Annotated in this window: 24 protein-coding genes and 3 pseudogenes; 13 read left to right on the top strand and 14 right to left on the bottom strand. The window is 71.1% G+C overall.

Annotation, left to right across the window (positions count from 1 at the left end):
• Positions 1-7 precede the first annotated feature (7 nt).
• A pseudogene (locus tag QMK30_RS26190) lies at positions 8-687 on the bottom strand (rhomboid-like protein).
• On the opposite strand from QMK30_RS26190, the gene QMK30_RS26185 reads away from it, so the two are divergent.
• Positions 686-1,633, top strand: a complete 948-nt coding sequence (locus tag QMK30_RS26185; RefSeq protein ID WP_283520774.1) for an aminoglycoside phosphotransferase family protein — start codon at positions 686-688, stop codon at positions 1,631-1,633. The pseudogene QMK30_RS26190 and the gene QMK30_RS26185 sit on opposite strands and share 2 nt — an antisense overlap.
• 19 nt (positions 1,634-1,652) lie before the next feature.
• Entirely contained in the window at positions 1,653-2,123 is a 471-nt protein-coding gene (locus tag QMK30_RS26180) for a GNAT family N-acetyltransferase (protein WP_283520773.1), read from the top strand.
• Between the two features lie 25 nt (positions 2,124-2,148).
• Here the strand turns inward: QMK30_RS26180 and QMK30_RS26175 are convergent, their stop codons facing one another.
• Entirely contained in the window at positions 2,149-2,898 is a 750-nt protein-coding gene (locus tag QMK30_RS26175; RefSeq protein WP_349362115.1) for a TetR/AcrR family transcriptional regulator, read from the bottom strand.
• A 119-nt stretch (positions 2,899-3,017) separates the two neighbouring features.
• Between QMK30_RS26175 and QMK30_RS26170 the strand changes: the two genes are divergently transcribed.
• Complete coding sequence (locus QMK30_RS26170) at positions 3,018-3,932, top strand: alpha/beta fold hydrolase (protein WP_283520772.1); 915 nt, start codon at positions 3,018-3,020, stop codon at positions 3,930-3,932.
• Positions 3,933-3,988: 56 nt separating this feature from the next.
• On the opposite strand, the pseudogene QMK30_RS26165 reads toward QMK30_RS26170, so the two are convergent.
• Positions 3,989-4,393: pseudogene (locus QMK30_RS26165) on the bottom strand (zinc-binding dehydrogenase); the annotation flags it as partial.
• Here QMK30_RS26165 and QMK30_RS26160 point away from each other — a divergent pair.
• Positions 4,289-4,522: a hypothetical protein gene (locus QMK30_RS26160; RefSeq protein WP_283520771.1), complete on the top strand. Its 234-nt coding sequence runs from the start codon at positions 4,289-4,291 to the stop codon at positions 4,520-4,522. The pseudogene QMK30_RS26165 and the gene QMK30_RS26160 overlap by 105 nt on opposite strands.
• 179 nt (positions 4,523-4,701) lie before the next feature.
• Entirely contained in the window at positions 4,702-5,430 is a 729-nt protein-coding gene (locus QMK30_RS26155) for a pentapeptide repeat-containing protein (RefSeq protein ID WP_502963232.1), read from the top strand.
• Positions 5,431-5,442: 12 nt separating this feature from the next.
• Here QMK30_RS26155 and QMK30_RS26150 read toward each other — a convergent pair whose 3' ends face one another.
• From QMK30_RS26150 to QMK30_RS26140, 3 genes are all read right to left on the bottom strand, one after another.
• Positions 5,443-5,946, bottom strand: coding sequence for a hypothetical protein (locus QMK30_RS26150; RefSeq protein WP_283520770.1), 504 nt, complete (start codon positions 5,944-5,946; stop codon positions 5,443-5,445).
• Between the two features lie 68 nt (positions 5,947-6,014).
• Positions 6,015-6,674 (bottom strand): response regulator, encoded by a 660-nt coding sequence (locus QMK30_RS26145; RefSeq protein WP_283520769.1) that lies wholly within the window; start codon positions 6,672-6,674, stop codon positions 6,015-6,017.
• Positions 6,671-7,819 (bottom strand): sensor histidine kinase, encoded by a 1,149-nt coding sequence (locus QMK30_RS26140; RefSeq protein ID WP_283520785.1) that lies wholly within the window; start codon positions 7,817-7,819, stop codon positions 6,671-6,673. Before QMK30_RS26140 ends, QMK30_RS26145 begins: the two co-directional genes overlap by 4 nt.
• Positions 7,820-8,198: 379 nt before the next feature.
• Here QMK30_RS26140 and QMK30_RS26135 point away from each other — a divergent pair, with 379 nt between their 5' ends.
• Entirely contained in the window at positions 8,199-8,756 is a 558-nt protein-coding gene (locus QMK30_RS26135; RefSeq protein ID WP_283520768.1) for a GlcG/HbpS family heme-binding protein, read from the top strand.
• Positions 8,757-8,817: 61 nt separating this feature from the next.
• Positions 8,818-10,206, top strand: a complete 1,389-nt coding sequence (locus QMK30_RS26130; protein ID WP_283520767.1) for a M1 family metallopeptidase — start codon at positions 8,818-8,820, stop codon at positions 10,204-10,206.
• A 62-nt stretch (positions 10,207-10,268) separates the two neighbouring features.
• Here QMK30_RS26130 and QMK30_RS26125 read toward each other — a convergent pair.
• Positions 10,269-10,460, bottom strand: a pseudogene (locus QMK30_RS26125) (M4 family metallopeptidase); the annotation flags it as partial.
• Positions 10,461-10,610: 150 nt separating this feature from the next.
• Positions 10,611-11,186 carry a TerD family protein gene (locus QMK30_RS26120; RefSeq protein ID WP_283520766.1) on the bottom strand — a complete coding sequence of 192 codons (576 nt, stop codon included), beginning with the start codon at positions 11,184-11,186 and terminating at the stop codon, positions 10,611-10,613.
• Positions 11,187-11,380: 194 nt separating this feature from the next.
• Here QMK30_RS26120 and arfB point away from each other — a divergent pair, with 194 nt between their 5' ends.
• Positions 11,381-11,809, top strand: a complete 429-nt coding sequence (arfB, locus tag QMK30_RS26115; RefSeq protein WP_283520765.1) for an alternative ribosome rescue aminoacyl-tRNA hydrolase ArfB — start codon at positions 11,381-11,383, stop codon at positions 11,807-11,809.
• A 186-nt stretch (positions 11,810-11,995) separates the two neighbouring features.
• Here the strand turns inward: arfB and QMK30_RS26110 are convergent, their stop codons facing one another.
• Positions 11,996-12,607 carry a flavin reductase family protein gene (locus QMK30_RS26110; protein ID WP_502963231.1) on the bottom strand — a complete coding sequence of 204 codons (612 nt, stop codon included), beginning with the start codon at positions 12,605-12,607 and terminating at the stop codon, positions 11,996-11,998.
• Between the two features lie 321 nt (positions 12,608-12,928).
• Between QMK30_RS26110 and cdgB the strand changes: the two genes are divergently transcribed.
• Positions 12,929-14,587 (top strand): diguanylate cyclase CdgB, encoded by a 1,659-nt coding sequence (cdgB, locus tag QMK30_RS26105; RefSeq protein WP_283520763.1) that lies wholly within the window; start codon positions 12,929-12,931, stop codon positions 14,585-14,587.
• A gap of 131 nt (positions 14,588-14,718) precedes the next feature.
• Entirely contained in the window at positions 14,719-15,726 is a 1,008-nt protein-coding gene (locus QMK30_RS26100) for a carbohydrate-binding protein (protein WP_283520762.1), read from the top strand.
• A gap of 16 nt (positions 15,727-15,742) precedes the next feature.
• On the opposite strand, the gene QMK30_RS26095 is transcribed toward QMK30_RS26100, so the two are convergent.
• The 5 genes from QMK30_RS26095 to QMK30_RS26075 all read right to left on the bottom strand — a co-directional run bounded on the left by QMK30_RS26095 (position 15,743) and on the right by QMK30_RS26075 (position 20,909).
• Positions 15,743-16,594, bottom strand: coding sequence for a class II fructose-bisphosphate aldolase (locus QMK30_RS26095; protein ID WP_283520761.1), 852 nt, complete (start codon positions 16,592-16,594; stop codon positions 15,743-15,745).
• 29 nt (positions 16,595-16,623) lie between these two features.
• Positions 16,624-17,550: a 1-phosphofructokinase family hexose kinase gene (locus tag QMK30_RS26090; RefSeq protein ID WP_283520760.1), complete on the bottom strand. Its 927-nt coding sequence runs from the start codon at positions 17,548-17,550 to the stop codon at positions 16,624-16,626.
• A gap of 187 nt (positions 17,551-17,737) precedes the next feature.
• Entirely contained in the window at positions 17,738-18,892 is a 1,155-nt protein-coding gene (nagA, locus tag QMK30_RS26085) for an N-acetylglucosamine-6-phosphate deacetylase (protein ID WP_283520759.1), read from the bottom strand.
• On the bottom strand, positions 18,892-19,842 hold the full coding sequence (locus tag QMK30_RS26080) for an ROK family protein (protein ID WP_283520758.1): 951 nt from the start codon (positions 19,840-19,842) through the stop codon (positions 18,892-18,894). Before QMK30_RS26080 ends, nagA begins: the two co-directional genes overlap by 1 nt.
• A 155-nt stretch (positions 19,843-19,997) precedes the next feature.
• Entirely contained in the window at positions 19,998-20,909 is a 912-nt protein-coding gene (locus QMK30_RS26075) for an SIS domain-containing protein (protein WP_283520757.1), read from the bottom strand.
• A 295-nt stretch (positions 20,910-21,204) separates the two neighbouring features.
• On the opposite strand from QMK30_RS26075, the gene QMK30_RS26070 reads away from it, so the two are divergent.
• From QMK30_RS26070 to otsB, 3 genes are read left to right on the top strand one after another with little or no spacing between them, the layout of a single operon-like run.
• Positions 21,205-22,422 (top strand): extracellular solute-binding protein, encoded by a 1,218-nt coding sequence (locus QMK30_RS26070; protein ID WP_283520784.1) that lies wholly within the window; start codon positions 21,205-21,207, stop codon positions 22,420-22,422.
• A 44-nt stretch (positions 22,423-22,466) separates the two neighbouring features.
• Positions 22,467-22,730, top strand: a complete 264-nt coding sequence (locus QMK30_RS26065) for a DUF3263 domain-containing protein (protein ID WP_283520756.1) — start codon at positions 22,467-22,469, stop codon at positions 22,728-22,730.
• 47 nt (positions 22,731-22,777) lie between these two features.
• Positions 22,778-23,629 (top strand): trehalose-phosphatase, encoded by an 852-nt coding sequence (gene otsB, locus QMK30_RS26060; protein ID WP_283520755.1) that lies wholly within the window; start codon positions 22,778-22,780, stop codon positions 23,627-23,629.
• The last annotated feature ends 11 nt before the right edge of the window (positions 23,630-23,640 follow it).

Genomic DNA, 23,640 nt, shown 5'->3' with positions numbered 1-23,640 from the left:
CGGGTGTTCAACCGTGGTGGGTGCGGGCGCGCAGCCAGGTGGCCGGGTTCCAGGTGGCCTCCCGGTCGCCGCCGCGGGTGAGCGGACAGCAGGCGAGACCGATCAGCACGGATGTGAAGTGTCCGAGGTCGGTGAAGGTCCTGCCGGTGATCAGCGGTGTGCCGTACACGACCAGCACGACCACCAGGTAGGCGTACCGCCAGGGCGGCGCGATCCGGTGGGTGAGGACGGCGACGACGCCCGCCAGCGCGTACTCACCCCTACATCAAGCGCGTTGGCCGACGACTGCGGTGCGAGGTCGTGGCGGATCGCCCACAGCGGCACGCTCTGGCTGATGAGGGTCGCCCCGGTGTGCGCGCCGGCGGCGACGGCCAGCCAGCGCAGGGTCCCGAGCCGGCGTTCCGCCTGGGCGTGGAAGACCGTGTACAGCGCGGCGTACGGAAGCCACCTGCCGCCGTCGATCCACAGCGCGCTGGAGAAGAGGACGCGGCGCGGATTCTCCGCCGGCTCGTGCAGATTCGTCGAGCGCTGCCGCTGGAACTCCTCCTCGAAGGCCGGCGACATCCGGTGCGTGGCGAAGGCGGTGACGAAGAGGATCGCGAGCCAGATGTAGGTGCCGGGGGCGCTCCGGACATAGGCCCAGACATGGGCCCGGGCGCGGGTCAGGGCCGTCACGGAAATACGCATGTGCAGATTGACGCACGTCCGTAGGATCTGCCGCGTGATCGACATTACCGATGTTCCGGACGAGCTGGCACAGTCCCAGGCCGACGCGAACGGGGCTGCCGGGCGCGACTGGATCGCGGGACTCCCCGAGCAGGCCAACGCGTACGTGGAGCAGTGGCGGCTGCGGCGCACCGGCCCCTCGATGCACGGCATGACCGCGCTCGTCCTCCCGGTGGAACGGGCCGACGGGACGCCTGCCGCCCTCAAGCTCCAGCTCCTCGACGAGGAGAGCGCGGGCGAACCGGTCGCGCTGAAGCTGTGGGGCGGCGACGGCGCCGTACGGGTTCTGGAGCACGACGAGGCGAGTGGCGCGCTGCTCCTTGAGCGGCTGGACGCGAGCCGGCATCTGTCGGCGCTGCCCGACCCCATGGAGGCCGTGCGGATCATCGCGGAGCTGCTGGCGAGGCTGACCGCCGTACCCGCCCCGGAGGGAATGCGAAGCCTCGGTGACATCGCGGGCGCGATGCTCGACGACGTACCGCACGCACTGCGGGGGCTGGTGGACCAGGCGGAACGACGGCTGCTTGAGCGGTGCGCGGGCGCGGTGCGGGAAGTGGCGGGGGAGCCCGGCGACCGGCTGCTCCACTGGGACCTGCACGAGGACAACGTGCTTGCCCCGTTGCCGGGCTCCGGACGCGAGCCGTGGATCGCCATCGACCCGAAGCCCCTCGCGGGCGACCCGGGCTTCGACCTGTGGCCCGCGCTCGACAACCGGTTCGACGCCGCGCAGGTGCTGCCGCGCTTCGATCTGATGACAGAGGTGCTGGGGCTCGACCGGGAGCGGGCGCGGGCCTGGACGCTCGGGCGGCTGCTGCAGAACGGGTTGTGGGACGTGGAGGACGGCGAGAGCAGGCTTCAGGAGGAGCAGGTGGTGATCGGGAAGAGGCTGCTCGGGGCCACTCCCTGAGTTCCCTTAGGGTGCGGTCATGATCCGTACTGCCACAGCCACCGATGTCCCCGTCATTCACGAGATGGTCCGCGAACTCGCCGACTACGAGAAGGCGCTGCACGAGGTGCGCGCCACCGAGGCCCAGCTGACCGAGGCGCTCTTCGGCGAGCGCCCGGCCGCGTACGCGCACATCGCGGAGACGGAGTCGGGTGAGGTCGCGGGCTTCGCGCTGTGGTTCCTCAACTTCTCGACGTGGCGCGGGGTGCACGGCATCTACCTGGAGGACCTGTACGTACGCCCTGAGGTGCGGGGCGGCGGCCATGGGAAGGCGCTGCTGACCGAGCTGGCGCGGATCTGCGTCGAGCGGGGTTACGAGCGCCTGGAGTGGTCCGTCCTGAACTGGAACCAGCCGTCGATCGACTTCTACCGCGCGCTGGGCGCGCAGCCGCAGGACGAGTGGACGGTCTACCGGCTCACGGACGGGGCCCTGGCCGAGCTCGGGGGCTAGTGCCGCGGCAGGCAACGTTTGCCCGTCAAGGAGCGGCGTCCGGTGCGTGCTCCTGGTGCGCCGGCCGGAAGTCCGCGTACTGGACGTACTCGGGCTTTCGGCCGGTGCGGCGGGAGTGCGTGCTGGGCGTCGCGACGGGGCGAACGTTGCCTGTTGCGGCACTAGTGCCCTGTGTTGTCCCGATCGCGGCGTTCGGTGCTCTCGGCGTGCCGATCGCCGCGTCCAGTAGGACCGTGGCCGCCGCGCGGGCCTGCCGGGACGGCTCCGCGGAGCCGGTGATGCCCGCGGTGGCCATCGCGCCGTTGGCCAGGATGGCCAGCTGGGCGGCGAGCGGGGCGGCCTGTCCCGGCGCGGCGCCGGCCGCCGTGACCAGGTCGGTGAAGTGGTCAAGGAGTGACTGCTTGTTGGCGCGGACGACCTTGGCGACGCCCTCGGACACCCCGCCCATCTCGCCGTACGCGTTGATGAACACGCACCCCCTGAAGGTGGGCTCGGCGAACCACGCGTCGAGGTAGTCGAAGACCGAGAGCACCCGCTCGCGCGGGGTCCCGGCGGCGGCCGTGAGCTGCTCGATCTCGCTGCGTACGGTGTCGTCGCGGCGGCGCAGAACCGCCTCCAGCAGGTCGTCCTTGGACGGGAACAGCTGGTAGAGGCGCTTGAGCGAGACCCCGGACGCGGCACGGATCGCGTCCATGCCGATGGCCTGCACGCCCCGCTCGTTGAAGAGCCTCGCGGCGGCTTCCAGCAGCCTGGCCTCGGCCGTCTCGGCGTCCATTCCCTCAGCACCCCTTGCGTAGAGAACCATCGTTCTCGTACTCTACATCGCAACGAGAGAACGAGCGTTCTCTTCGGTTCTCGTTCTCGTTCCCGTTCCCGTGCTGCCCGGAGGTAGCCATGAGTGTGTTTGATGCCCGATACCGGACCGCCGTCGTCGACGGACTCGAGGTCTTCTACCGCGAGGCGGGCGACCCTACGCGACCCACCCTCGTGCTGCTGCACGGCTTCCCGAGCAGCTCGCACATGTACCGCGTGCTGATCGCCGAGCTCGCCGACGAGTTCCACCTGATCGCGCCCGACCACATCGGCTTCGGCCGCTCCGCCGCCCCGAAGGTGGATGAATTCACCTACAGCTTCGAGAAGTTGACCGAGATCACGCTGGGTCTTCTCGACCGGATCGGGGTCGACCGCTTCGCGATCTACATCCAGGACTACGGCGCACCGATCGGACTGCGGATCGCCAGTTGCCACCCGGAGCGGGTGACCGCGGTGATCAGCCAGAGCGGCAACGCGTACACGGATGGCTTCACGCCGTTCTGGGACCTGCTGTTCGCGCACGCCAAGGATCGCGAGGCGAACGAGCAGGCGGTGCGCGGGCAGTTGACCGTCGAGGCGACGCGGTGGCAGTACGAGCACGGCGTGCCCGCCGACCGGCTGGACCGGATCGGTCCAGAGAGCTGGCTGCTCGACCAAGCCGGGCTCGACCGGCCGGGGAACGCGGAGATCCAGCTCCAGCTGTTCTGGGACTACCAGTTCAACCTCGACGCGTACCCGGCCTTCCAGGAGTACTTCCGCACCCACCGGCCGCCGACCCTCATCGCGTGGGGCAGGAACGACGAGATCTTCGGCGCGGCCGGCGCGAATGCGTTCGCGCGCGACCTGCCCGACGCGGAGATCCATCTGCTCGACGCCGGACACTTCGCCCTGGAGACGCACGGCGAGGAAATCGCCGCTCTTGTACGGGAGTTCCTGCGGCGGGTGGGTGAGGGTGGGGACGTTGCTCTGGCTGTGGATGCGGACGCGGATCGCTGAGAGGTGCGGGCTGAGGCGTGGATGTGGCTGTGGATGTGGGCTCGGGCTCGGGGTCCCTACGGGACCAGGACCACCTTGCCCACCTTGCCCACCGTGCCGCGAGTCTCCAGCGCTCGGTGCGCCGCCGTCTCCTCGGCGAGCGGGTGGCGCTGGGCGGCGGGGACCAGACGGCCCGCGGCGGCCTCGGTCAGGGCGCGGGTCTCCAGGGTGCGCAGCGGGTTGTCGCCGCCGGCCTTGCGCATCATCGCCGAGCCGAGCACGCCCTCGGAGACGATGCCGCGCTCGGCCAGCTCCTCGTCGGTGCAGGCGAGCGGGCTGCCGTCGCGCAGGCCCTCCCCGGCCCAGCCGAACACGAGGTGCCTGCCGCCGGGGCCCAGCAGATCCACGGCCGCGCGGCCGGTGTCGCCGCCCACCGCGTCGAAGACGACGGTCGCCCGCAGGCCGCGCTCGTCCAGGAACGCGGGGGCGAGCGGGATCTGGCTCTGGACGAGCTGCTCACCGGCCGGGGCGAGGGTCGGGTCCTGTGCGGTGAACCGTTCGATCCAGCCGGGGGCGTCCAGGTCGGAAATGACGAACGGGTCGTGGTCTGAACGTCGCTGATCCGAACGTCGGTGGTCTGAACGTTGCTGATCCGAACGTCGGTGATCGCTCTTACCGGTGTGACGGGCGGGGCTCGCGGATGTGACATGGATGAGATGGATGAGGTGGTGGACCCGGCTCGGGACCTGGCTCGGGGCGGCTTGTCAGTGCCATGGTCCACAGTGGGTGGATGGCGATGGCACGGAAGACGAGCACCGACAACGCGCGAGCGAAGAGCGGCACGGCGAAAATGGCCCCGGTGGTGCGGCCGGTGCGGCGCGCCGATGTGCGGCTGCCGTCGCTCGCGCCGTTCGAGGACGGCGCGCTGGAATCGGAGGGGGACTACGACGGCCTTGAGTTCCGGGATCTCGACCTGGTGGGCCAGGAGGGCCGGGGCGCCCGCTTCATGGACTGCGGGATGTACGGCGTCGCGCTGGACGAGACCAGGCTGAGCAGGGCCCGCATCATGGACTCGGTGCTCGACGGGGTGCGGGGCGTGGGCACCGATCTGGCGGAGGCGTCACTGCGGGACGTGGAGCTGATCGACGCCAGGCTGGGCGGGGTCCAGTTGCACGCGTCGATGCTGGAGCGGGTGCTGGTGCGCGGCGGGAAGATCGACTACCTGAACCTGCGTACGGCGCGGCTGAAGGACGTCGTATTCGAGAGCTGTGTGCTGGTCGAGCCGGACTTCGGCGGCGCGCGCCTGGAGCGGGTCGAGTTCCGCGACTGCGTGATCCGGCGCGCGGACTTCTCCGCCGCCACCATGGTGGACGTCGACCTGCGTACGGTCGCCGAGCTGGACATCGCCCGGGGCATCGACCGGCTGACGGGCGCGGTGATCAGCCCGTCCCAACTGCTTGACCTCGCACCGGCGTTCGCGGCGCAGATGGGTGTGAAGGTGGCGGGTCCTGGGGCGTAAGAACTCGGGGCCTCAGGAGGGGATGCGGGGGAAGCGGGCCTGGAGGGCCCAGATCGCCGGGTTGTCGCCGAGGCCGTCGTGCAGGTCGGTCAGGTCGGCGATCAGGTCGTGCAGGAAGTCGCGGGCCTCGCGGCGCAGCAGCCGGTGGCCGAAGGTGATCGGGGCCTCGTCGGTCGTCATCCAGTCGGCCGCGATGTCGACCCACCCGAAGCGCCGCTCGAAGAACATGTGGTCCGAGGACTCGGTGAAGTCCAGCTCGGCGAACTGCGGCTTGGCGGAGCGGCTGCCGCGCGGGTCCTGGTCGAGCTGCTCGACGATGTCGCACAGCGCCCACGCGAAGTCGAGTACCGGCACCCATCCCCAGGCTGTGGACACTTCGCGGTCCGCCCTGGTGTCCGCGAGGTACACGTCACCGCAGAACAGGTCGTGCCGCAGGTCACGGACGTCCGCGCGCCGGTAGTCGGTCTGCGGTGGGTCCGGGAAGCGGCGGGAGAGGGAGTAACCGATGTCGAGCACGGTTCGATGGTGTCACGGTGGCCGGGTGGGTCCTGCCATACGCCCCTGAGCTGGGGAAACGTCCCCGCTCAGGACAGCAGTCGCTGCTCCTTCGCCACCGACACCGCGCCCGCCCGTGTGTCGACGCCCAGCTTGTCGTAGATCCGGCCCAGGTGGGTCTTGACCGTGGCCTCGCTGATGAACAGCGCGCGGGCGATCTCCCGGTTGCCAAGCCCGTGCGCGAGCTGCCCCAGGATGTCCAGCTCCCGTTCCGTCAGGGTCGGCGGCCGGGTGCCGCGCATCCGGGCCATCACCCGGCTGGCGACCGGCGCCGAGAGCGTGCTGCGGCCCTGCGCTGCGGAGCGGATCGCGGCGAACAGTTCCTCGGGGCGCTCCGCCTTCAGCAGATAGCCGGTCGCGCCCGCCCCGATGGCGCGGGTGATGTCGGCGTCCGTGTCGTATGTGGTCAGGACCAGGACGTGCGGCCCGCCGGCGGGCATCGCCGCGATGCGGCGGGTCGCCTCCACGCCGTCGATGCCCTCGCCCAGTTGCAGGTCCATCAGGACGACGTCGGGCTTCAGCTTGGCGGCCATGGCGACCGCCTCCTCGCCGTTGCCCGCCTCGCCGACGACCTCGATGTCGGGTTCGCTGCCGAGGAGGGCGAGCAGCCCGGCGCGTACGACCGCGTGGTCGTCGCAGAGCAGGATGCGTACGGGGTGCGTGGGGTTCGCGGGGGGTTCGGACGTCACGGTGTGTCCTCCAGGGGGATCGCGGCGGACAGGACGGCGCCTTCGCCGGGGGCCGATTCGATGGTCAGGGTGCCGCCCAACTGCTGCACGCGGGCGCGCATCGCGGGCAGGCCGTGCCCCCGGACACCGCTGTCGGGGGCGCCGCGCTCCGGTGCGAAACCGCGGCCGTCGTCGGCGATGTCGAGGACGACCTGGTCGCCGAGGTAGGTGAGGGTGAGCGCGGTGGTCTGCGCGCCCGCGTGTTCCCGTACGTTCGCCAGCGCGCCCTGCGCGATCCGCAGCAGCGCCGACTGCACCCGGTCCGGCAGCGCGACCGCCGTCCCGTCGACCAGGAAGGCCGCCGACTCGCGGCCGGCGAGCCTGCGCAGCGCCTCCTCCAGGCCGCCGCCCGCCGCCAGGTCGGCGGGGGCCAGGTCGTGGACGAAGCGGCGGGCCTCGGCGAGGTTGCGCTCCGCGATGCTCTCGGCCGTGCGGACATGGCGGCGGGCGGTGTCCGGGTCGGTGCTCCAGGTGCGGTCCGCCGCCTGGAGCAGCATCTGCTGGCTGGACAGACCCTGCGCGAGGGTGTCGTGGATCTCCATGGACAGCCGCTGCCGCTCGGCGAGGGTGCCCTCGCGCCGCTCGGTGGCGGCCAGTTCGCGCCGGGTGCGGATCAGGTCGTCGATGAGGGTGCGCTGGCGGGCGTCCTGGCGCTGCATATAGAGGAAGACGGCGGTCGCGACGGCGGCCACGGCGGGCGGGGCGAGCAGCAGGTTCGGGTCGAAGCCGCCGCTCGCCAGCTGGAGCTGCGCGGTGACCACGAAGACGGTGAGCAGCGTGACGAGTGCCAGGGCCGCGCGGGGCGGGAGCGTGCGCAGCCCGGTGTAGAACAGCGGAACCGCGCACCAGGCGAAGCTCGGCGCGAGCACCACCAGCACCATCCACACCGCCACCACCGCGGAGAGCCATACGAGGCGCCGCGGCGTGGGACGGGCGGCGCCGGGCGCGGCGGGCCCCAGGGCCGGGCCGAGCACGGGTCCGAGGACGTACAGCAGGGCCAGCGCGATGCTCAGCGCGATGATCCACGGGGTGCGGGCCTCGCCGGGGTGGCGCAGCAGGAACCGGGCGAGCGATGCGCCGAGCAGCAGGAAGAACGCCATGTGCATCACGGGGGCGAGCCAGCGCGCGTCGGGGTCCCGGTGCTCCTGCCGCGTGTGCTGCACCCTCGCCCGCTCCTCGCTCGTGTCCGCGCGCTCGTGTCCGTGCGTGTGTGTACGTGTGCTCGTGCGGGTGCCGCTCGCGCCTGTGCGCTCACGGACGCTCCGGCGAACCCTTGCCGACCTGCGCGTACGTCCCGTTCACGACGCGCCCACGTCCCCATGGTGACCCGGGGGGACCAGCCCCGCATCAACCGATCGGCTGACGGGGACGTCGGCCGTCCCGCACCCGGGTTGCAGCCGGTACGCCGACGGGGCGGGCCCGGCACCGGCCGGAGGATCGATAGCAGAGCAAGACACACCCGCTCGACCGATCCGAGGAGCCACCATGAAGAAGCTTTCGCCGCGTACCCGAGTCCTCACCGGCGCCGTCGCCGCTGCCGCCCTCGGCGCGGGCACCTTCGGCGCCGTGTCCGCGAGCGCCACCGCCCCGGCCGCCGCCCCCGCCGCCGCGGTCAAGGCCGACACCGCCAACCGGAATCTCACCCAGTCCACCCACCTGACCGTGGCCGCCGCGACCAAGGCCGCGCAGGCCTCCCTCGACGCCGCGAAGAAGGAGAACCAGCGCGTCACCGTCGCCGTCGTCGACCGCAACGGCAACACCGTGGTGACGCTGCGCGGCGACGGCGCCGGCCCGCAGTCCTACGAGTCCGCCGAGAAGAAGGCGTACACCGCCGTCTCCTGGAACGCCCCGACGTCCGAGCTGGCCAAGCGCCTGGCCCAGGCGCCGAACCTGAAGGACATACCCGGCACGCTGTTCCTCGCGGGCGGCGCCCCGGTGCAGGCCAAGGGCGCCCCGATCGCGGGTGTCGGTGTCGCGGGTGCGCCCAGCGGTGACCTGGACGAGAAGTTCGCGCAGGCGGGCGTCGCCGCGCTGGGCAAGTGAGGCGGTAACCCGTCCGGCACCGGCCCCTCGACCGGCTCATTCCGCACATAGGATCACCTGTGTGGACCAATGGACGCTTGTACGCCGCACCGCACCCACCGCCGCTGTCGCCCTGCTCCTGCTCACGTCCTGCACAAGCGGTGGCGTCAGCGGTGAGCCGGGCGCCTCGGGCGTACGCGATCCGTATTTCCCCAAGCTCGGCAACGGGGGTTACGACGTCGAGCACTACGGCCTGACCCTCGACTACGACCCGAAGTCCGGCCGTCTCCGGGGCACCGCGGAGATCACTGCCCGCACCACCCGGGACCTCAGCGCCTTCAACCTCGACTTCCACGGCATGCACGTCGACGCCGCGAAGGTCGAGGGTGAGAAGGCGGCCGTCAGCCGGGCCGGTGACGAGCTGACGCTGCGCCCCGGGGCCGAGCTCACCGACGGCGAGACCTTCCGCACGGTCGTCCGCTACTCCGGGGAGCCGGCCACCATCACCGACGACGACGAGTCCGAGGAGGGCTGGCTGCCCACCGAGGACGGCGCGCTCGCGCTCGGCGAGCCGACCGGCTCCATGGCGTGGTTCCCCGGCAACAACCACCCGCTGGACAAGGCGTCGTACGACATCACGGTCACCGTCCCCAAGGGCCTGAAGGCCATCTCCAACGGTGAGCTGAAGAGCGAGCGGACCCGCGGTGACCGCACCACGTTCCACTGGAACTCGGCCGAGCCGATGGCCAGTTACCTCGCGACCGTCGCCATCGGGAAGTACGAAACGAAGACTTCGCGCACCAAGTCGGGCCTGCCGGTCTTCACCGCAATCGACCCGACCGTGGCCAAGGACAGCGCGAAGGCCCTGGCGAGGATTCCCGAGATCATGGACTGGGGCACCGAGAATTTCGGGCCCTACCCCTTCTCCTCCGCCGGTGCGATCGTCGAGCGCGAGGACGACGCCGGGTACGCCCTGGAGACGCAGACCAAGCCGGTCTTCCCCGGCGCGCCCGATGAGGGAACGCTCGTCCACGAGCTGGCCCACCAGTGGTTCGGCAACTCCGTGACGCCCAAGTCCTGGCGGGACATGTGGCTCAACGAGGGCTTCGCTTCGTATGCGGAGTGGCTCTGGGAGGAGGACATGTACGAGGACCGCAGCGCCGACGAGAGCTTCAAGGAGGCCTTCGACGACAAGGCCAACTGGGCTTTCCCGCCCGCCGATCCGCCCACAGCGGCGGACATCTCGTCGGCTCCCGTCTATGGGCGGGGCGCCATGGTGATCCACAAGATCCGTGAAGCGGTGGGCGACGACGCCTTCTACGACATCGTGCGGGGCTGGGTCGCCACCCACCGTCACGGCAATGCGTCCACGGACGACTTCACGGCGTACGTCGAGAAGAATTCCGGCAAGGATCTGACGGGACTGTGGGAGACCTGGCTCTACGGCCAGGACAAGCCCGACTCTCCCTGAAGCGCTGCCGCACCTGACTACTTCACGTTGACGCCCGTCCAGGCGGCGGCGACGGCCTTGGCCTCCGCCCCGGCGACGTCGATCGAGGTGAGGGGCTTGGTGTTGCCCTCGCCGTCGCCGTACGTCATGCGGAAGCAGGAGTCGTCCCAGAAGGCGTTGACGTACGCGTTGACGTACGCGTTGACGTAGTGGACCCGCGAGTAGGCGGCCTTGCCGTCGCCCGCGATGCCGTTGCGCTTGAAGGCTTCCTTGTAGAGCCCGGACGGTGGACCGGGACATGCGGAAGGGCCGCGGCCGAAGCCGGGGCCCTTCGCGACGAGCCTGTGCAACAAGCCCGTTCAGCAAGTCATGCTCAACAAGCCCTGTTCAAGGCCTGTTCAACACCTGCGTGTTGTGCGTCGGAGTCAGAGGTTGACGCCGAAGTCCTGGGCGATGCCCGTCAGGCCGGACGCGTAACCCTGGCCGACCGCACGGAACTTCCACTCCGCGCCGCTGCGGTACAGCTCGCCGAAGACCATGGCGGTCTCGGTGGCGGCGTCCTCGCTGAGGTCGTAGCGGGCGATCTCGGTGCCGCCGGCCTGGTTCAGCACGCGGATGTACGCGTTGCGCACCTGGCCGAAGTTCTGCGAGCGGGCCTCCGCGTCGTAGACCGAGACCGGGAAGACGATCTTGTCGACGTCGGCCGGCAGACCTGCCAGGTTGACGTTGATCGCCTCGTCGTCGCCCGCGCCCTCGCCACTGCGGTTGTCACCGGTGTGGACGATGGTCTGGTCCGGCGTCGACTTGTTGTTGAAGAAGACGAAGTGACCGTCCGAGACGACCTTGCCCGTCGCGTTGACCGCGATGGCGGACGCGTCGAGGTCGAAGTCGGTACCCGTGGTCGTACGGACGTCCCAGCCGAGGCCCACTGTGACGGCGGTCAGGCCCGGGGCTTCCTTGGTGAGCGAGACATTGCCGCCCTTGCTGAGGCTGACTGCCATGGGGAGGTCCCTTTCCTAGTGCTGGAGGTCGTGCGGGCTTCGGATCCGAAGCTACCGTCACCCGTCCTAACGCCAACAGCCCACCGCTGGGTTCCAGGTCTCTTTGCTTTCTTTACCGAACACCCCACCCGACACCGGTGCGCCCCCGGTAAAACGGGTGACGAAAGGCCCCGGAACGCGGGATCATAGGACGCATGTCCGGTCCCCATGTCATCAGCGGCTCCGTCCTCCTGCCGGAGGCCGAGCTCATGTGGCGTTTCTCCCGGTCGTCCGGACCCGGTGGCCAGCACGTCAACACCACCGACTCCCAGGTGGAGCTGCGCTTCGACCTGGCCAGGACCGACGCGCTGCCCCCGGTCTGGAAGGAGCGGGCGCTGGAGCGCCTCGCGCCCCGGCTGGTGGGAGGCGTCGTATCCGTACGCTCGTCCGAGCACCGCTCGCAGTGGCGCAACCGCGAGACCGCGCTGGTGCGGATGGCGGCCCTGCTCGCCGAGGCGACGGCCCCGCCGCCCAAGGCGCGCAAGGCGAAGAAGATCCCCCGCGGCATCAACGAGCGGCGCCTGCGCAACAAGAAGGCCCGCAGCGAGACGAAGCGCGGCCGTACGGGACAGGGTTGGGGCTGAGCCCAAGCGTTCCTTCGGGACCTAGTGCCGCAACAGGCAACGTTCGCCCCGTCGCGACGCCCAGCACGCACTCCCGCCGCACCGGCCGAAAGCCCGAGTACGTCCAGTACGCGGACTTCCGGCCGGCGCACCAGGAGCACGCACCGGACGCCGCTCCTTGACGGGCAAACGTTGCCTGCCGCGGCACTAGCCCAGCTTGCGGTAGTTGCCCTTGAAGTACGTCAGCGGGGCGCCGTCCTCGCTCGGCAGGCCGACCTTCAGCACCCGGCCGATCACCAGCGTGTGGTCCCCGGCCTCCACCCGCTGCTCGGTCCTGCACTCCAGCGTCGCGAGCGCGCCGCCGACCAAAGGTGACCCGGAGACGGCGCCGCGGGTCCAGGGGATCTCCGCGAACAGCAGCCGGTCACTGAGCCGGGCCTTCATCGAGAACCGGCCCGCGATCTGGCGCTGATCCTCCGACAGCAGGGAGACGGCCCACACCGGTTGCTCGGCCAGCAGGTCGTCCATCCGTGAGCCGTTGCGAACGCTCACCATCACCAGCGGCGGGTCCAGCGACACCGACATGAAGGCCGTGGCGGTCATCCCGACATCCTCGCCGCGCGGGCCGCCGTCGGCGTCGTGCGCGGTCACCAGGGTCACACCCGCGGTGAGACGGGACATGGCCGCGCGGAATTTGTCATTGCTCACCCCCTCAGGATGGGGGATCGGCTCGCCGCTCGGGGCGGTGGCTGGGGCCTGGGGGGTGGAGGTTGTCTGTGGCACAGGTCGAACGCTAGTCCCGTGCACTCCGTGCCACATCGGGCCTGGGGACCAACCGGGGACCTCCTGGGTCCTAGGACCCAGGACCGAGGTCTTCCTGGGCGCGGGCGCGGGCGGGGTCGGGGGCGTGTCCGTGAGCGTGTCCGTATTTGCGTTTTTGCGATCAAAAAATACCTGGAGCGCTCCCACGCCCCTCTTCACTCCCTTTCACATCTGATGTGACTTGACTCACAGAGCCCAATATTTGTTGACCCTGTGTACCGGGTGGACAGCTCGCTGTGATTCAGTGGCCGTGATAGTGCAACAAGTGCGGCGATGAGAATCCTGGAGTTGCTGTCGAGGTCTCGGGGAGAGCGAACAATGGAGGCCGAGTCGGAGCCGTACGTGCGTCTGGCGACGCTGCGGCAGCTGCATCAGGTGGTGGCGGACCTCAATACCGCCCGTAGCCTGGCGGACACCCTGCAGGCCGTGGCCGACGGAATCGTCACGGGCCTCGGCTACGAGCTGGGCTGCGTGAATCTCGTACGCCCCGACGGCGACCTGGTGATCGCCGGGTTCGCGGGCAACCCGGCGGCAGAAGCCCTGATCACCGGCCGGGTCGGCTCCCGTTCCTCCTGGGAGCGCAGGCTCTCGATGGGTGAGGCCTGGGGCGCGCTGCGCTTCATACCGCACACCGAGGGCTGGGTCCTCCTGGACGACGATGTACCCCAGTGGCACACCGAGGGCCCCGAGCCCCGCTTCGCCGACGAATGGCATCCGCAGGACCGCCTCTACGCCCCGATGTACGCCTCGGGCGGCGGGCAGGAGCTCCTCGGCGTCATATCCGTCGACCGCCCGCGCAATGGCAGGCACCCCGGCGCATGGGGTCAGGAAGCGCTCCAGATGTACGCGTCCCAGGCGGCGATTGCCATCAGCAACGCCCGGCTGCGCGCAAATATGCAGCGCGCCCTGGTACGTCTCGAACGGGAGCAGCAGGCTCTGCGGTCGAGTGAGGAAAGCTTTCGCCAGGCGTTCGAGTACGCCCCGAGCGGGATGGCCATCGCCGAGATGGGCGGCGACCAGCACGGCCGCCTGCTGCGCACCAACGACGCGCTCTGTCGCCTCCTGGGCCGCCCCGCCTCCGCGATGCGGCGCTACTCCTTCGCCGACCTGGTGCACCCCGAGGACATCGGCACCCTGCTGCGCACCTCCGCCGAGGGCGGCCGCGCCGAGCTGAGGCTGGTCCGCCGCGACGGTACCTACGTCTGGGTCTCCCTGCGCAACTCCGTGGTGGCCGACACCGCCGACGGGCCGCGTTTCCTGCTCACCCACGTCGAGGACGTCGAGGAGCGCAAGCGCCACGAGCTCCAGCTCGCGCACCGCGCCTCGCACGACTCGCTCACCGGTCTGCCCAACAGTGCGGAGCTGCGCGCGCGGCTCAGCGCCCGGCTCTGTCGCCGCCCGCACTCGGTGCGCGCCACGGCGGTGGAGACGCTGGACGCGGCTTTCGAGCCGGCCGCGCCGGGGACGGTCATCCCCGAGCACGGCTTCGACTTCGACCCGCACGTGGACGCGGGCGCCCACGACCACCACGTGCACATGATCGCGCCGCCGGCCGACAGCGGCGCCGCCGACGACGGCACGAAGGGCCTCGCCGTCCTCTTCTGCGACCTGGACGGCTTCAAGTCGATCAACGACCGGTTCGGGCACAACACCGGTGACGCGGTCCTCGTCGAGGTCGCGCGCCGGCTGACGACCTGTGTCCGCGACGGCGATACGGTCGCCCGCCTGGGCGGCGACGAATTCGTCGTCCTGGCCGACGGCCTCGGCAGCGCGGACGCCGCCGACCTCGCCGTACGGTTGCGGAACGCAATCATTCCGCCGATCCGGGTCGACGGCCGGGCGGTCCGGGTCGGGGCCAGCTTCGGCATCGGCTGGGCGAGCTGCGGGATGACCGTCGACGAGGTGCTGAGCTCCGCCGACCAGCGGATGTACATCGAGAAGCGCTCGCGGGCGAAGGCCCACCGCCGGGCGGGCTAGACCCTTCCGGATTCTCTGCGGAACCCCGTGTACTACCGCGCTGTGGTCTGTGCCAAACCCTCGACTTGCCCGTTCGGGGTAGGCTCGCTCGGTCGGCGACGGCTGGCGAACATGGTGAGGAGTGACCAGGGATGACGGCCGGGAACAACGGCACGAACAAGCCTGAGGACGACGATCCGTTCGGCTACCTCTACGAGGACGGCAAGGCGGCAGGCGCCACCCCGCCCGGCTCGGGCGGCGGCTACGGCTACCCGGGTCCCGCCTCGCAGCCCGGGGTGCCCAGAACTTCGTACAACCAGGTGCGGACGGTCGGCGAGCGCCAGTACGGGAAGCAGCAGCCGCAGCAGTACGGCCAGCCGGCCCAGCAGCAGTACGGGCAGCAGGTGCCCCCGCAGCAGCAGTACGGCCAGCAGAACTACAGCCAGCCGAACGCGCACCACGCGGCCCCCCAGCAGGACCTCTCCGGCGCTCCCACCGGCCGGACGCAGGCGCAGGGCGGCGATGGCGGCCGTGGGCCCAACACCAAGGGCCTGCTGGTCGGCGCGGTGGTGGTGGTCGCGGTCGTGGTCATCGGCATCGGCGCGGCGCTGGCATTCGGCGGCAACGACGACAAGGACAAAGCCGAGGGCAACGAGCCGGGTTCCTCGGGTGGCGGCTCCTCGGAGGCCGGCACGGTCAAGCCGAGCAAGGACCCGGCAGACAAGCCGGACGAGCCCCTTGACCTGCCCAAGCAGGACGCGGCTTCGCTGAAGCTCACCGGTGTGTCCACGGACACAGCGATCCCCGGCGCCAAGTCTTCGAGCGGGGCGTACGTCCCGCTGAACACGCCGGGGGCTGCCGTCACGTGGACGGCGAAGGTGCCCAAGGCCGGTGCCTACTCGCTGTCCATCAACTACGGCGTGCCCGGTAAGGACGCCAAGATGTCGCTCACGGTCAACGGCAAGGACTCCGGCCGCAAGCTCAACCTGGGGAACTTCGCAAACGCGGAGGAAGGCGCCTGGGACAAGGGCTGGACCAACACCTACGCGTACGTGAACCTCCCCCAGGGGGAGACCACCTTCGTGATCTCCTGCGGTGACGGCGACTCGTGCGAGGCCAACCTCGACCAGGTCGAGCTGAAGGCCGGCCACATCAAGTGAGCCCCGCCCGCAAGAATTAGCCCCGCACCAGCCCCAAGAAGTGCGCCACCGTCCCGGCCATCGCCTCGCGAGCCGGGACGATGTACTTCCGGGGGTCGACCGCCGTCGGGTTCGCCTCCAGGTGGGCCCGTACCGCTCCGGTGAACGCCGTGTTGAGCGCCGTGCCCACGTTGATCTTGACCATGCCGGCCGCGACCGCCCGGCGGATCTCCTCGTCCGGTACGCCCGATGAGCCGTGCAGGACCAGCGGCACCGGGACCGCGTCGCGCAGGGCGCCGATCAGTTCGTGGTCCAGGGCCGCTGTGCGGTCCGTCATCGCGTGCGAGGAGCCGACCGCGACAGCCAGCGCGTCCACGCCGGTGTCGGCGACGTAGCCCTCCGCCTCCGCCGGGTCCGTGCGGACGCCCGGCGCGTGCGCGTCGAGCGGGGGCTCGCCGTCCTTGCCGCCGACCTTGCCCAGCTCCGCCTCGATCCAGATGCCGCGCTCGTGACCCCAGCGGACGGCTTCCGCGGTGGCCCGCACGTTCTCGTCGTAGGTCAGTTTCGACGCGTCGAACATCGCCGAGCTGAAGCCCGCCGGGTGCGCCGCGTGCAGCAGCTGGACCGACTCGATGTGGTCGAGGTGGAGCGAGAGGGGGGCGGACGACGCGCGGGCGACGGCTGCCGCGGCGGCGGCGATGGGGGCGAGGTCGCCGCCGTGGAACTTCACCGCGTTCTCCGATATCTGGAGGATGGCCGGCGCCCCGGCCCGCTCGGCTCCGGCGGCGATCGCCTCCGCGTGCTCCAGCGTGATGACGTTGAAGGCGGCGACGCCGTGGCGGGCGGTACGGGCCGCGGTGACGAGTTCGCCGGTGCTGACGAGTGGCATGGGATCCCCTGAGGTCGGAGCTGGTGCGGTTATGTCATGTTCGGGTGCGGGGTCACTTCGACCCGCGGCAGCAGGTCTTCGTACGTCTTCGAGTCGAATTCGCCCGCCGCCGGTGCCAGCACGGTCGCCGCCGACAGGGCCACCGCGCGGGCCAGCCGCCGTGGCCACGGGAGCCGCTCGACGAGCCCGGAGAGCAGCCCGGCCACCGCCGAGTCGCCCGCGCCCGTCGGGTTGCCCTTGCCCCTGGCGGGCGGGGCCGCGCGCCACCAGCCGTCAGGGGTGGCCGCGAGCAGGCCCTCCGGGCCCAGCGAGGCCACCACGGAGTGCGCGCCGCGGCGCCGGGCGTCGGCGGTCGCGCGCAGCGGGTCGTGGTCGCCGGTGAGCTGCGCGAGTTCCTCGGCGTTGGGCTTGATCAGGTCGGGGCGGGCGGCGATGCCCCGGCGCAGGGGTTCGCCGCTGGTGTCCAGGAGCGTGGGGACGCCGGCTGCCCTGGCCCGGCGGATCAGTTCGGCGTACGCGCCGACCTGGACACCGGGCGGCAGGCTGCCGCACAGGGCCACCGCTTCGGCTTCGCGCAGCAGCGCGTCGTACGAGGTCAGGAACGCGGCCCACTCGTCGGGCGTGACGACCGGGCCCGGCTCGTTGAGCTGCGTGGTGTCGCCGGTGGCGGCGTCGACGACGGCGATGGTGCGCCGGGTGTTCCCGGCCACGGGCACCAGCGCGTCGACGGGCGCGAATCCGGCAAGGAGTCTGCGTACGTCCGCGCCCGCCGACCCGCCCGCGAAGCCCGTCACGACGCTCTCGTGGCCGAGCGCCGCCAGCACCCTGGCCACGTTGAGGCCCTTGCCGCCGGGGCGCTCCGCGACGTCGGTCACCCGGTGCGAGGCGTGCGGGGTGAGGGTGGGGACGCGGTAGGTGAGGTCGAGCGCGGTGTTCAGCGTGACGGTCAGGATCACCCGAATCGCCTCCGGAGGGCCGATGGGAAGCGCGCACTCTCGGGTCGGCGCCTGTCGTGGCGATCATGCCAAAGAGATGGCGGTCGGCCCATAGCTCGCGGCCGACCGTCGGGTCTCACCTTGGTCTCGCTGGGCTGTGCGACCCGTGGGATCTGAGTGATCCGTGCGATCTGCGCGACCCGTGGGATCAGCCCGTTTTGGGCTCGATCACCCAGGTGCCCTTGTGCATGACGCCCTTGAGCCGGAAATCCGCGTCCAGCACCACCAGGTCCGCGTCCTTGCCGGGCTCCAGCGAGCCGACCCGGTCGTCCACGCCGAGCAGCCGGGCCGGGTTGGCGGAGATCGACCGTACGACGTCGTCGACCGGCAGCCTGTCGACGGTCACCGCGCGCCGGAACGCCGTGTCGAGCGTGAGCGTGGAACCCGCGATCGACCCGCCGTCGACGAGGCGCGCGACCCCGTCCTTGACCTCGACGGCGAGCGGCCCGAGGTCGTACATGCCGTCGCCGAAACCGGCCGCGTCCATCGCGTCCGTGATGAACGCGACCCGGGAAGCGCCCGCGTAGTGGTACGCCAGCTGGAGCGACGCGGGGTGCAGATGCGTGCCGTCGTTGATCAGCTCGACGGTGATCCGCTCGTCCTCGAGGAGCGCGGCGATGGGGCCCGGCGTGCGGTGGCCCAGCGGCGGCATCGCGTTGAAGAGGTGCGTGGCCACGGTGGCGCCCGCGTCGATGGCCTCGACCGTCTGCTCGTACGTCGCGTCCGTGTGGCCGATCGCGGCGATCACGCCGTGCTCGGCGAGCAGCCGCACGGAGTCGATGCCGCCGGGCAGCTCGGTGGCCAGCGTGAACATCTTCGCCGTGCCGTGCGCGGCGTCGATCAGCTTGCGGACCTCCGCCGGGTCGGGATCGCGCAGCAGGTCTTCGCTGTGCGCGCCCTTGCGGCACGGCGAGATGAACGGGCCCTCGAAGTGGATGCCCGCCAGATCGCCCTGCTCGACGAGCTCGGAGAGCAGCGCGGCCTGCTTGGCGAGGACGTACATCTCGCCGGTCACGGTGGACGCGGTGATGGTGGTGGTGCCGTGCTCGCGGTGCGTCTGTACGCCCTTGAGCACGTCGTCGGCGGTGCCGGAGGTGAACGACATACCGCCGCCGCCGTGCACATGCATGTCGACGAAGCCGGGGACGATCCAGTGCCCCGACAGGTCGAGGGACGGTACGTCGTCCGGGGCGGCGCCGACGATGCGGTCGCCCTCGACGATGACCCGGCCGTTCTCGACGGTCCCGGTCGGAAGCACCACCCTGGCGCCGGAGAGAACCTTGCTTGCAGCGCGTCCGGCCATCAGGCGGATACCTCCGTGGATTCCATGGATTGCGAGTCGAGCAGGTCCCAGGCGAGCAGCCCCGCGCCCAGGCATCCGGCGGTGTCCCCGAGGGCAGCCGGCACGATGTGGGGCAGTTTCTGGAACGTGACGCGTTGCGCGACGGCCGCCCGCAGGGGTGTGAACAAGGTTTCCCCCGCCTCGGCCAGTCCGCCACCGATGATCAGGGTGCCGGGGTCGAGCAGGGTGAGGGCGGTGATCAGCCCGTCGGCGAGCGCGTCGACCGCGTTCTGCCAGACCAGACAGGCCGCCGGATCGCCGGACACGACGGCCTTCGCGCAGTCGGCCGCGTCGGCCTCGGGGTCGCCGGACGCGGCGGCCCAGGCGGCGGAGACGGCGGACGCGGAGGCCAGACGCTCCAGGCAGCCGCGCTGGCCGCAGCCGCACGCGGGGCCGTCGGGGCGTACGACGATGTGCCCGATCTCGCCCGCGTTCCCGTGGGCGCCTGCCTCGATCCTGCCGTCGATGCCGATGGCCCCGGCGATTCCGGTGCCGAGCGGCACGAACAGGAACCGGTCGGTGCCCTGGCCCGCGCCGATCCGGCCCTCGGCCAGGCCGCCGGTGCGGACGTCGTGGCCGAGGGCGACGGGGGTGCCGTGCAGCCTGCGGCTGAGGAGCGCGCGCAGCGGTACGTCGCGCCAGCCGAGGTTGGCCGCGTAGACGGCGATGCCGCTCTCGGCGTCTACGATGCCAGGGACGGCCACGCCCGCCGCTGCGGCGCTCTCGCCGAGATGTTCCTCGCCGTACGCGCGCAGCTCGGCGGCGAAACCGACGATCGACTCGACGACGGCCTCGGGCCCCCGCTCCCTGGCGGTGGCCCGGCGCGCCTCGTGGAGCAGCGCGCCGTCGGCTCCGACCAGCGCGGCCTTCATTCCGGTGCCGCCCACATCGAGGGCGATGACGTGTCTCACGAGGGACAGTGTCGCGCGTCGACCGCAGAAAGGTCTAGTCCACTTACGTGTGATGGTTGCGCGGGGCGACGATTTTTTGGCTGGACGGGCTGGGGGCGCGGCACGGAGGGGCCGGGCGGGCCGAAGTCCGGCCCGCCCGGCCCCCGCCAGTTGGCCTAGGCCTCCGTCAGGATCACGCTGCGCGAGAGGTTCTGGGGGCGGTCCGGGTCGTAGCCCTTCGCCTCCGCCAGGACCACCGCGAGGCGCTGCGCGCGGATCAGGTCGGCCATCGGGTCCGCGGACGCGCGGTTGACCACCGTGCCGCCGACCCGGGCCACGTCACCGGCGAGCCCCTCGGGCAGCGTGCCGAAGACCCACGCCACCCGGCCCGGACCGGTGATCGCGATCGGACCGTGCCGGTACTCCATCGAGGGGTACGACTCCGTCCACGCGCCCGCCGCCTCACGCATCTTCAGCCCGGCCTCCTGGGCGAGCCCGTACGTCCAGCCGCGCCCCAGGAACGTCCACTGCTCCGCCGCGACGGCCGCCTCGGGCAGCGGCTCGGTGATCGCGAGTTCCGCGTCCACCGCGGCCTCGGCCACCGTCTTCACCCCGGCGGGCAGCGGGCCCGACGCCTCCAGGCCCGCCCGCAGGAACGCCAGCGCCGTGGTGGCGAAGCGGGTCTGGACGACCGACTCCTCGTCCGCCCAGTCGAGCACCGCGACGGTGTCCGCCGCGTCCATGACCGGCGTCTTGGGATCGGCGGTCAGCGCGAGCGTGGCGACCTTGCCGCGCAGCGCGCCGAGCAGTTCCAGCACCTCGGTCGTGGTGCCCGAGCGGGTGATGGCCACGACCCGGTCGTAGGGCCGGCCCACCGGGAACTCCGACGAGGCGAAGGCGTCCGTCTCGCCCTGCCCCGAAGCCTCCCGCAGCGCCGCGTACGCCATGGCCATGAACCACGACGTCCCACAGCCCGTGACGGCGACCCGCTCGCCCGGCTGCGGCAGTCCGTCGAACGCGGCTGCGGCCTCGGCCGCGCGTCGCCAGCAGGTGGGCTGGGTGGCTATCTCTGTCGCGGTACGGGACATCTGGTGCGGCTCCTCGTGATCGGGCGGTGCGAGATGACGTAGCTGTGCGGCAAGACGTGGCTCTGGGCCAAACAGTCGACGGGACGTGCATAGCAGCCTGGGTGCCTGTTGCGAAAGGTGTTGCAGAAGCGAGACCGGGGTGGTGTAGACCTCATTACCCGCAGTAGGTGAACATTGCAGCTCATACACTTGTCCGACATGCGTGGGGATTGTCTCGGGCAACGAATTCGAGGGTGGGAAAAGGGCTGTGCATCGGCGCTTCTTGGGTCTGACCGCAACAGCGGCAGCACTGGGCATGACAGTGGCGCTGGCCGGGTGCGGAAGCAGCGGCTCCGGCGGTGACGTCACCCTCAAACTCGTCGCCGCGGACTACGACCTCGACGGCGGTGACACCACCAAGCAGTACTGGGACGGTGTCGCCACCGACTTCGAGGCCGCCCACGAGAACATCAAGGTCGACGTCGAGGTCATCAGCTGGACCGACGTCGACCGCAAGGTCGCCGAGATGGTCGCGGCGGGCAAGGCCCCCGACATCGCGCAGATCGGCGCGTACGCCGACTACGCCGACCAGGACAAGCTCTACTCGGTGGACGACCTGCTCTCCATCCCCACCCAGGCCAACTTCCTGGCGCCGCTCGCCGACGCGGGCGAGGTCAGCAGGGTCGCGTACGGCATGCCGTTCGTCGCCAGCACCCGGCTGCTCTTCTACAACGAGACGCTGTTCTCCCAGGCCGGACTGAAGGCCCCCAAGACCTGGGACGACATCGAGAGCTCCGCCAAAACGCTCAAGGCGCGGGGCGTGAAGTTCCCCTTCGCGCTGCCGCTCGGCAGCGAAGAGGCACAGGCCGAGACCATGAACTGGATGCTCAGCGGCGGCGGTGGCTACACCGACTCGGTCGGTTCGTACACCGTCGACTCCGAGCAGAACATCGCGGCGTTCCGCTGGCTGAAGGACAACCTCGTCGGCGCGGGCCTGACCGGCCCCGTCGCGCCCGGCAAGCTCAACCGCAAGGACGCCTTCACCGCGTTCTCCGGCGGCCAGGTCGGCATGCTCAACGGCCACCCCTCGCTCATGCAGCAGGCCAAGGGCAAGGGCGTGAAGTTCGGCATGGTGCCGCTGCCCGGCCCCGACGGCAAGGCCAAGTCGAGCATGGGCGTCGCCGACTGGGTGATGGGCTTCAAGCAGAACGGTCACCGCAAGGAGATCGGCACCTTCCTCGACTTCGCCTACAGCGACGACAACGTCCTCGAATTCGCCGACAAGAACGACATCCTGCCGGTCACCGTCTCCGCCTCCGAGACGATGCTCAAGGACCCCGCGCACAAGGACCTGTGGCAGTTCCTGGAAGCCCTGCCGGACTCGACCCTTCCTCCGGTCGGCAAGACGTCCTGGGCGAAGGTCAGCGAGAGCGTCAAGAGGCAGATCGGTTCGACGGTGCAGCCGGACGGCGACCCGGCCAGCGTGCTGGGGGCGATCGGGCGCGAGGCGGCGGCGACGGAGAACGCGGAGTAGCGCGGCGCTGGAGGGGGTGGCGGGCGCCGACCTAAACTGGCCGTATGCCTGCCCCTCACCCTGACGACGACGATGCGTACGGCCCCGAGCTCCCGGAGCGCGACCGTGCCGTACTCGCCGTCGAGCGGCAGTCCTGGGCCGGGCCCGGCACCAAGGAACGGGCCATGAGGGAGCAGCTCGGCATTTCGCCGACCCGCTACTACCAGCTCCTCAACGCCCTCATCGACGACGCACGCGCGCTCGCGCACGACCCCGTCACGGTCAACCGGCTGCGGCGGGTGCGCGACGCCCGTCGTGAGCGGCGCTGAGCCCGGGCCCCCTGTCGGGGCGGCCCTGCGCCGGTAGGGTCATCTGCATGGGCAGCCAACCGCATTCCCTGCCGACCGACTTCATCCCGGCCACCGCCGGCGGCCGTGACGGCCTCGCCGCGTTGCTGGCCGAGCCCGAACGGGCCGTTGTCGGGCTCGACTTCGACGGCACACTCGCCGAGATCGTCGCCGACCCCGAGCAGGCCCGCGCGCACCCCGGCGCGGTGCCGGCGCTCGCCGCGCTCGCTCCGCGGGTCGGATCGGTCGCCGTGATCACCGGGCGCCCGGCGGGCGTCGCGGTCCGCTACGGGGGCTTCGCCGGGGTCCCCGGCCTGGAGCACCTCGTGGTGCTCGGCCACTACGGGGCGGAGCGCTGGGACGCGGTCTCCGGCACGGTGCACGCCCCCGCCCCGCACCCCGGTGTGCGGGCCGCCCGGGCGGAGCTGCCCGGCTTCCTCGACGGCATCGGCGCGTGGCGGGGCTCCTGGATAGAGGAGAAGGGCCAGGCCGTCGCGGTCCACACCCGGCGTGCGGCCGACCCGCAGGCGGCGTTCGAAGCGCTGCGCGGGCCCCTCGCGGAGCTGGCCGCCCAACACGGCCTCATCGTCGAACCTGGTCGCCTGGTCCTTGAGTTGCGTCCGCCCGGAGTGGACAAGGGGGTGGCGCTGGGCGAGTACGCGCACGAGATGGACGCGTCCTGCGTGCTGTACGCCGGGGACGACCTGGGAGACCTGGCGGCGTTCGCAGCGGTGGAGAAGCTGCGGTCGGAGGGCATCCCGGGCCTGCTGGTGTGCAGCGGCACGGAGGTCCCGGAGCTGGCGGAACGGGCGGACCTGGTGTTGCCGGGGCCTGCGGCGGTGGTGGAGCTGCTGGCGGAGCTGGCCAGGGTGACGGGCTAACGACCTCGGGG

It is taken from the genome of Streptomyces sp. H27-C3 (assembly GCF_030063415.1).
Taxonomy (GTDB): Bacteria; Actinomycetota; Actinomycetes; order Streptomycetales; family Streptomycetaceae; genus Streptomyces.
Note: the sequence above shows the minus strand (reverse complement) of the source record. Positions and strands in the feature narration are given on the sequence as shown.